We start from the raw sequence: 8,021 nt of genomic DNA on the forward strand, positions 1-8,021 counted from the left end.
AGTTGCGGCACGGGGTCAGGGGCGAGGGGGTGGGGTGATGGTGCGGCGGAGGGCGGTGAGGCGGGTGCCGAGGCCCGCGAGGCCGCCGGGGAAGAAGTAGACGGCCAGGATGAAGATGGTGCCCAGCACGAACAGCGGCTGGGACAGCGGACCGGCGAGCACGCCGGGCAGCGAGTCCACCGCGTCGGAGCCGCCGAAGTCGGTCAGGCGGTGGTCGAGGTAGGTGAACAGGACCCCGCCGAGCACCGGCCCGAACCGGGTGCCGGGCCCGCCGAGCACCACCATCACCAGCAGCGTCAGCGTCAGGTCCGACGACGCCACGTGCGGCGACGCACCGGCCGCGAGCAGCAGGTACACCACCCCGCCGAGCGCGGCCAGCGAGCTGGACAGGGTGAACGACACCAGCTTGAAGCGGTACGGGTCGAGCCCGAGCACCCCGACGCGCCGCTCGTCGTCGCGCAGGCCCGCGAACACCCGCCCGGTCGGCGACTGCGCCACCCGGTGCAGCACCACCACGACCAGGCCGAGGTACGCCAGTGCGAGCCAGTACAGGTTCACGGTGTTGACGACGCCGACGAACATGTCGGGCAGCCCGGCGGCGTTGAGCGCCAGACCCTCCTCGCCGCCGGTCAGGCCGCCCGGGTCCCGGGCCACCAGGATCGCGCCGACCTGCCCGAACGCCAGCGTGACCATGGAGAACGCGATGCCGTGCACACGCAGCGCGACCGCACCCAGCGCCGTCGCGACGGTGGTCGCGAACAGCACCGCGAGCAGCGCGGCCAGCGGCAGCGGGTAGCCGTACTTGGTGACGAGGATGTCGGTGCCGTAGACGCCGAGCGCGAAGTAGAGCGCGTGCCCGAAGGAGAGCAGTCCGGTGCGCCCGAACAGCAGGTCGTAGCCGGCCGCGAGGCCGCCGAAGACCAGGCACAGCGCGAGCACCTGCAGTGCCCCGGGCGAGTTGAGCGGCCCGTCGAACAACCCCGGAATAGTGATCCCGCTGTACGGCAGCAGCGCCAGCAGCACGAAGGCGAGCACCGGCCAGTACCGCTTGAGCAGCGCCAGAGGGGTCGTGGTCATGCGGTCGCCGCCTTTCCGGCCAGGCCCGCGGGACGCCACAGCAGCACGACGGCCAGCAGCGCGACCACGCAGATGTCTCCGGCGCCCGAGGTGCCGTAGTAGTTGACGAACTGCTGGAGCAGGCCGACCGCGACCGCGGCGACCGCCGAGCCCAGCACCGAGCCCATACCGCCGATCACGACGACGATGAACGCGAAGATCAGCAGGGAGGCGCCGCTGGTCGGCGAGACGCTGCCGAAGTACACCCCGGACAGCGCTCCCGCGAGCGCCGCGGCGGCCCCGCCGATGGCGAAGACCAGGGTGAACGCCTTGCGCACGTCGATGCCGAGCGCGGTGACCATCTCCCGGTTCTCCACCCCCGCCCGGATGATCAGGCCGTACCGGGTCCAGCGCAGGAAGGCCAGCAGCAGGCCGAGCACGACCAGGGCGGCGACGATCAGCAGCAGCCGGTCCAGCGGCACCCGGGCCCCGGCGAGGGTGACCACCTGCTGGGTCCACGCGGGGCGCGGGAACGGACGCGGGTCCGCCCCGAAGCCCGCCTGCAACGCGGCCACCCCGGCCAGCGACAGGCCGACGGTGACGAGGACCTGCTCGATGGTGCGCGAGTACAGCGGACGGATCATGACCAGTTCGACCAGCGCCGCGACCACGGTCCCGGCCACCACGCCGAACAGCACGGCGAGCACGAAGCCCCAGCCGTCGGGACCCGCGCCGGGCAGGTTGCCCGCGGCCCACCAGGTGGCGTACGCGCCGACGGACAGGAACAGCCCGTGCGCGAAGTTGAGCACGTCGGCGAGCCCGAACACGAGCGACAGGCCCGACGCGACGAGGAAGTACAGCGCCGCCAGGCCGAGCCCGGTGACGGTCATCAGGACGATCGTCGACATCAGTGCCCCCCGGCAGCGTTGACGGCCAGCAGAGACTTGGTGAGCGCCGGGTCGGCCAGCAGCTCCTCGCCCGGCCCGGTCCAGGCGACCTGGCCCGCGGCGATGACGACGGCGTCGCCGGCGAGCCTGCGTACGACGGCGAGGTTCTGCTCGACGAGCAGCACCGGCACCGCCTGCGCGGCCCGCTCCAGCGCCTCGGCCACCTCGGTGACCACCTTCGGCGCGAGACCCTTCGTCGGCTCGTCGATCAGCAGCAGTTTGTTGGGGTTGAGCAGCACCCGGCCCAGCGACAGCATCTGCTGCTGCCCGCCGGACAGCGAACCCGCCCGCTGCTTCGCCCGCTTGGACAGCTCGGGGAACAGCCCGAAGACGAGGTCGTAGTCCGGGGTGTCGGTGCGCTCGGCCAGCCGCAGGTTCTCCGCGACGGTCAGTCCCGCGAACACGCAGCGGTCCTCCGGGACGAAGCCCAGCCCGGCCTTGACCAGGGCGTGGGTCGGCTTGCCGAGGATCTCGCCGCCACCCAGCCGGATCGAGCCGGTCGCCGCGCCGTTGCGCGGAGTCAGCCCCAGGATCGCGCGCAGCGTGGTGGACTTGCCCACCCCGTTGCGCCCCAGCAGCACGGTCACGCCCGAGGCCGCGACCTCGAACGACACCCCCTGCAGGATGTGCAGCCCGGCGATACGCACCGACAGGTTCTCGACCTGCAGCAGACTCGCCGACCCGGCAGGGGTCGCCACGAAGGTCCGCTCCTCGGCCGCCGTCATAGCCCCTCCCCCAGGTATGCCTCCTGCACGGTGGCGTTGGCCATCACCGCGTCGGGGGTGTCGCAGGCCAGCAGCGCGCCGTGGTGCATGACGGCGATGCGGTCGGCCAGTTCGAGGATCACGTCCATGTGGTGTTCCACCATGAGCACGCTGCGGCCACTGTGGGCGGTCAGGTCCCTGATCACCTCGACCAGCTCGGGCACGTCCTCCGCGGACACCCCGGCCATCGGCTCGTCGAGCAGCAGCACCGACGGCTCGCCCGCCAGCAGCAGCGCGATCTCCAGCTTGCGCTTCTCGCCGTGGGCCAGCGTGCCCGCGAGCGCGTCGCCGCGCGCGCCGAGCCCGACGACGGCCAGGCACTCGTCAGCGCGTTCGCCAACCTCGCGGTAGGTGGCGGCGCGCCGCCACAGGGCCATCGAGCCGCCCCGGTGGGCCTGCACCGCGAGCCGCACGTTCTCGCGTACCGACAGGCTGCCGAAGACCGACGAGGACTGGAAGGTGCGGCCCAGGCCGCGCTGCGCCCGGCGGTGCGGGGCCAGCGCGGTGATGTCCGCGCCGTGCAGCAGCACCCGGCCGGCGGTGACCGCGCGCAGGCCCGAGATGAGGTTGAACAGGGAGGTCTTGCCGGCCCCGTTGGGGCCGATCACGCCGAGGAACTCGCCGGGAAACAGCTGCAGGGACACGCCGTCGACGATGGCGACCTCACCGATGCGCCAGGTCAGCGTGTCGGTCGCCAGCACGGCGGGGGCTTCTGGGGAGCCGAGGCTCCGGCCGGGCCGCTGCTGCGGCGCGGACGGAGCCTCGGTCGTACCCGTTACGGGGTGGTCCACAGGTCACTTCATCGCTACGGCGGGCGGGGTGACCTCTTCCGGGGCCAGCTCCTTGACCAGCTGCGGCTTGGCGGCCGCGCCGGAACCCACGAGCTTGACCTGGAACATCGGCTGGATCATGGCGTGGTCCTCCTTGCGGATGGTCATCTTGCCCTTGACCCCGTCGAAGCTCCAGCCCTCCAGCGCGCCGACCATCTTCTCGACGTCGTCGCCGCCCTCGGCGATCGCCCGCACCACCATCTGCGCGGCGTTGAAGCCGTCCGGGCTGAACAGGTCGAGCCCGCCGGTGATCTTCGCGCTCGCCGCCTTGGCGGCGTCGTTGCTGGTCGCACCGTCGAAGTAGTGCGACAGGAAGGAGATCTTCTCGCCGGCCGCGCCGAACACCGGGTACGACGCCTTCTGGTCCAGGCCGGTCACCACGGTGGTGCTGCCGAGCACGCCCTGCTGGTCCAGCGCGCCCCACATGGCGGTGGCGGTGGTGCCCGCCCAGGCCACGAAGAGCAGGTCCGGCTTGGCGGCGTTGACCTGGCTGGCGAACGGGGTGAAGTCCGTCGCGCTGGCCGGGACCAGGATCGCCGAAACCTTCGCGCCCGCGCCGCCGATGACCGCGGTCACCGCGGCCTCGTTGGCCTTGCCGAACGCGCTGTCCTGGGCGAAGACGACTACCTTCTTGTCCTTGGCGTCGCCGATGAACGACTTCGCGGCCAGCACGTCCTGGTACGACTGCCGGCCGGACCGGAACGTGTAGCGGTTCACGCCGGTGACGCCGTCGGTGGCGGCGGGACCGGAGATGAACAGCACCTTGTCCTGCGCGGCGACCGGCGCGACCTGGAGCGCGACGCCCGAGGAGGCGGACCCGGCGAGGATCTTGACGCCCTTGCCGATGAAGTCCTTCGCCGCGGAGACGGCCTTGGCCGGGTCACCGGCGTCGTCGGCCTCCAGCAGCTCGATCGCCCGGCCGTTGACCTTGTTGGTGCCGTTGGTGGCCTGGGCCAGGCCGGCCTTGAAGCCGTCGATGTACTGCTTGCCATAGCTGGCCAGGGCGCCGGACTGGGAGTACACCAGGCCGACCTTGACCGGGGCGCCGTCGCCACCCGTGCCCTGCGCGGCCTCCTGCGGGCTGCTGCAACCGGCGGCGGCCAGCAGAGCGGCGGCGACCGTCGAGGCAACGAACACGCGCCGGGAGAGACCGGCATTCTCGGCAAAAACGTGCAGTCTGCGCTCGCTCACTGCATCTCCTCATTGAGTGATCTGTCGATGCCGCGAGGTCGCTCTTGTTAATGCGGTGTTGCCGGAGCGAGTCACCTCGGGGTCGCGGACCACGCTAGAGAGACACCTCACAGGCGGCCATGTGGGCGGCACCCACAACGACCGCCCAGGCGGTGTAGCGCGCAGCTAGAGCACGGACAGGTGGACGTGGTTGGTGTGGTCGCCGGCCGGGTCGTCGCCGCACTTGCCGCCCGCCGAGCGGTAGGCCTTCCAACCCGATCCGGCCAGCCAGATCTTGCAGTACCAGATCACGTACATCACGCCGAGCCGGCTGGCGTTCTTCACGAAGAAGGAAGCCAGCTTGTCGCCGTAGAGCCTGTTCTCGCCCTTGGAGGAGAAGTTCTTGAACCCGTCCGGCTCCGAGGAGAAGTCGCAGGCGCGGCCCTTCGGATGCTCGTACATGTCGCCGGAGCGGTAGCAGGAGACGTAGTGGTGGAACCAGCGCTGGGCCTGCTGCAGGGCGTGCAGCGTACGCGGCGTGATGCAGCCGTTGGCCGGGGTCGGGTCGTCGACGGTGCAGCCCTGCGAGGGCCAGCTGCCGTCGGAGTTGCGCTTGGCCGGGGCGGCGGTCGGCGCGTACGGGTCGACCCAGCCGTCGATGGAGTAACCGCCGACGACCGACAGCGCCCGCTCGGTCGCCGAGCGCAGCTTCTTCATCTCGGCGAGCTGCTTGTTCTGCTCGCGGACCCGGGCGTCGATCTCGGCCTTGGTCGTGTCTATCTCCTTGCGGGCCGCGACCAGCTCGCTGATCTTCGCCTCGTCGCGGGCCGTCATCTTCTCGAACGCGGCGGAGCGGGCCATGAAGTCGTCCGGCGAGTTGGCGTTCAGCATGACGCCGATGACGCCCAGGCGGCCGGCCTTGTAGGCCTCGGCCGCGTACTTCTGCACCCCGGTCTTGGCCCGCAGGTAGCGGTTCTCCGCGAGGACCAGCGACTTGTTGAGGGCGGCCTGCTCGGTCTTCGCCTTGGTGAGCAGGCCCTCGGCCTCCAGGTACTGACCGGCGGCGCTCTCCAGGGTCTGCCGCAGCTGCGCGACCTTGGTCGAGGAGATCTCGTTGGGCTCGGCGTTCGCGGCGGCCGGAAACGACGTCACCAGGAACACCGCCGCCACGGCGGCGGCGATGGCCGGCACGAAACGGCGCCGAGGGCGCACCGTCAGGGTCACGGACGTGGATCCTTCCGTCTCACGCCGCGAAGGGAAGGAGCTGGGGGTGCGCGCGGCGGCGGCCGCCACGGGTGTCGGGGGCACCCGCAGACGTACGGCCGCGACGCAGATTACCGCAGCGCCACGCCGAACCGAAAGTTGCTCATGCCAGTAACACGCTCCGTACCAGCCCAAACACCGCATCGTCACGACACACGACGAGCCCGTTGCGCGGGTGCACCGGGTCGTAGTCCGCGCCGTCGAAGTGCCGGACGACCCCGCCCGCCTCGCGCATCAGCAGCGCCCCCGGCGCGTGGTCCCACGGCTTGGCCCGCCAGAACAGCGCGAAGTGCCGCGTCTGGCGCAGCAGCTCCGGATACTCCCGGGCGGCGCAGCGCAGCCCGGGGATCGCCTCGGACAGGTTCGGCAGCCGGGACACCACCTGCTCGCGCAGCTCCGGCGGCAGGTATTTGGTCATCACCGCGCCGCGCAGCTGGTCCTCGCTCACCGAGGTGTGGTCGAGCACCATCCGCACGCCGTCGACGTAGGAGCCGGAACCGGCCTCGGCTGCCGCGACGGTCCCCGGGACCGGCTCGTAGATCACCGCGAGCACCGGCACGCCCCCGCGCATCAGGGCGACCATCATGCCGAACGGCTCCTGCCCGCTCGCGAAGTTGCCGGTGCCGTCGATGGGGTCGATCAGCCACACCGCGCCGTCGTCGTCCAGCCGCGACAGCACGTGCGGGTCTGCCGCGACGGCCTCCTCGCCGACCACCAGCGAGCCCGGCAGCAGCGCCGCGAGCTTCGCGGTCAGCATGACCTCGGACTCGCGGTCGGCGATCGTGACGAGGTCGCCGGGGCTCTTCTCGATGATCTCCCCATCGGCCAGGTTGCGGAACCGCGGCAGGACCACCGCCTCGGCGGTCTCGCGCAGAATGTCCACAATCTGGTCAATCATCGCCGTTCCCCCGTCCCGATGGGTTTATGATCGCCTAATGTTCGCACGGAGGACGAGTCGTCTCATCGCCACCGCAGCGCTGGCGGTCGCGCTCACCGGCGGTGCGCTGGCCGGCTGCAGCGGCGAGGGCGCGACCAGCACCTGCAGCACGACCGGCTGCACGATCACGTTCGAACGCAACGTCACCAACGCCAAGATCTCCATTCTCGGCGTCGAGGTGCAGCTCGTCAGCGCGAACCAGGACTCGGTGACCCTGAAGGTGGCCGGCCAGGAGGTCACCGTGCAGCGCGGCGACGGTGTGACCGTCGGCGACTTCACCGTGAAGGTCACCGAGATCACCGACAGCCAGGTCGTGGTCCAGGTCGACCGCGGCGGAAACTGACCGGGCCACCTGCGGTGACCCCCGTCCGCGACGGGGCCCGCACGGGTTAATCTCGTACGCGTCCGGCTGCGCCAGCAGCCCAAACCCGGCGCGGAGCGCCCCGGAACACGGTGGTCGACAATGACTGGCAACCCCTCCACTCCCCCCGTTTTCGTGCACCCCAGCGCCGATGTCGAGGAAGGCGCCCAGGTCGGCGCCGGCACCAAGATCTGGCACCTGGCGCACGTGCGCAACAGCGCGACCATCGGCGCCGGCTGCGTGATCGGGCGCAACGTGTACGTCGACGCCGACGTCGTGATCGGCGACCTCGTGAAGGTCCAGAACAACGTGTCGGTCTACCACGGCGTCACCATCGAGGACGAGGTCTTCGTCGGCCCGTGCGTGGTGTTCACCAACGACCTGCGGCCGCGCGCGCAGAACCCGGACTGGCAGATCACCCCGACGCTGATCAAGCGCGGCGCCTCGCTCGGCGCCAACGCCACCATCGTCTGCGGCACCGTGATCGGCGAGCACGCCATGGTCGCGGCCGGCTCCGTGGTCACCAAGAACGTCGCGCCGAACCAGCTGGTCGCCGGCAACCCCGCCCGGCACCTGGGCTGGGTCGACGAGAAGGGCCAGATCGTGTCCCGCGACGCGGAGCGGCCCGCCGGCCTGTGACGGCGGCCGGAGCATGACAGCCCGCGCCGCGTGCCGCCGCCCACGACAGTGGCC

9 protein-coding genes are annotated in these 8,021 nt (G+C 71.1%); 2 read left to right on the plus strand and 7 right to left on the minus strand.

Annotated elements, in window-relative coordinates:
- Positions 1-15: 15 nt before the first annotated feature.
- The 7 genes from ACFQO7_RS31825 to ACFQO7_RS31855 all read right to left on the minus strand — a co-directional run bounded on the left by ACFQO7_RS31825 (position 16) and on the right by ACFQO7_RS31855 (position 6,928).
- A complete protein-coding gene (locus ACFQO7_RS31825) occupies positions 16-1,077 on the minus strand; it encodes a branched-chain amino acid ABC transporter permease (protein ID WP_376809847.1) in 1,062 nt (353 codons plus the stop codon).
- Positions 1,074-1,964 carry a branched-chain amino acid ABC transporter permease gene (locus ACFQO7_RS31830; RefSeq protein ID WP_360536938.1) on the minus strand — a complete coding sequence of 297 codons (891 nt, stop codon included), beginning with the start codon at positions 1,962-1,964 and terminating at the stop codon, positions 1,074-1,076. Before ACFQO7_RS31830 ends, ACFQO7_RS31825 begins: the two co-directional genes overlap by 4 nt.
- Positions 1,964-2,728: an ABC transporter ATP-binding protein gene (locus ACFQO7_RS31835; protein WP_376809848.1), complete on the minus strand. Its 765-nt coding sequence runs from the start codon at positions 2,726-2,728 to the stop codon at positions 1,964-1,966. The genes ACFQO7_RS31830 and ACFQO7_RS31835 overlap by 1 nt, the downstream gene beginning before the upstream one ends.
- Entirely contained in the window at positions 2,725-3,468 is a 744-nt protein-coding gene (locus tag ACFQO7_RS31840; protein ID WP_376809855.1) for an ABC transporter ATP-binding protein, read from the minus strand. Before ACFQO7_RS31840 ends, ACFQO7_RS31835 begins: the two co-directional genes overlap by 4 nt.
- A gap of 93 nt (positions 3,469-3,561) precedes the next feature.
- Positions 3,562-4,734, minus strand: a complete 1,173-nt coding sequence (locus ACFQO7_RS31845; RefSeq protein ID WP_203698694.1) for a substrate-binding domain-containing protein — start codon at positions 4,732-4,734, stop codon at positions 3,562-3,564.
- A gap of 219 nt (positions 4,735-4,953) precedes the next feature.
- Positions 4,954-5,991: a coiled-coil domain-containing protein gene (locus ACFQO7_RS31850; protein WP_376809849.1), complete on the minus strand. Its 1,038-nt coding sequence runs from the start codon at positions 5,989-5,991 to the stop codon at positions 4,954-4,956.
- A 142-nt stretch (positions 5,992-6,133) separates the two neighbouring features.
- Positions 6,134-6,928, minus strand: coding sequence for an inositol monophosphatase family protein (locus ACFQO7_RS31855; protein ID WP_376809850.1), 795 nt, complete (start codon positions 6,926-6,928; stop codon positions 6,134-6,136).
- A gap of 37 nt (positions 6,929-6,965) precedes the next feature.
- Between ACFQO7_RS31855 and ACFQO7_RS31860 the strand changes: the two genes are divergently transcribed.
- Together ACFQO7_RS31860 and ACFQO7_RS31865 are read left to right on the plus strand one after the other, a co-directional pair.
- Entirely contained in the window at positions 6,966-7,310 is a 345-nt protein-coding gene (locus ACFQO7_RS31860) for a hypothetical protein (RefSeq protein ID WP_360536930.1), read from the plus strand.
- A gap of 120 nt (positions 7,311-7,430) precedes the next feature.
- Complete coding sequence (locus ACFQO7_RS31865; RefSeq protein ID WP_376809851.1) at positions 7,431-7,967, plus strand: acyltransferase; 537 nt, start codon at positions 7,431-7,433, stop codon at positions 7,965-7,967.
- Positions 7,968-8,021 lie beyond the last annotated feature (54 nt).

Origin of the sequence: Catellatospora aurea (assembly GCF_042663325.1) — a bacterium.
In the GTDB taxonomy this organism is placed as follows: Bacteria; Actinomycetota; Actinomycetes; order Mycobacteriales; family Micromonosporaceae; genus Catellatospora; species Catellatospora aurea.

Bases quoted from the DNA above. Each gene is read 5' to 3' on its own strand.
- ACFQO7_RS31860 (WP_360536930.1), top strand. From the start codon at position 6,966: ATGTTCGCACGGAGGACGAGTCGTCTCATCGCCACCGCAGCGCTGGCG.
- ACFQO7_RS31835 (WP_376809848.1), bottom strand. From the start codon at position 2,728: ATGACGGCGGCCGAGGAGCGGACCTTCGTGGCGACCCCTGCCGGGTCG.
- ACFQO7_RS31865 (WP_376809851.1), top strand. From the start codon at position 7,431: ATGACTGGCAACCCCTCCACTCCCCCCGTTTTCGTGCACCCCAGCGCC.
- ACFQO7_RS31855 (WP_376809850.1), bottom strand. From the start codon at position 6,928: ATGATTGACCAGATTGTGGACATTCTGCGCGAGACCGCCGAGGCGGTG.
- ACFQO7_RS31830 (WP_360536938.1), bottom strand. From the start codon at position 1,964: ATGTCGACGATCGTCCTGATGACCGTCACCGGGCTCGGCCTGGCGGCG.
- ACFQO7_RS31825 (WP_376809847.1), bottom strand. From the start codon at position 1,077: ATGACCACGACCCCTCTGGCGCTGCTCAAGCGGTACTGGCCGGTGCTC.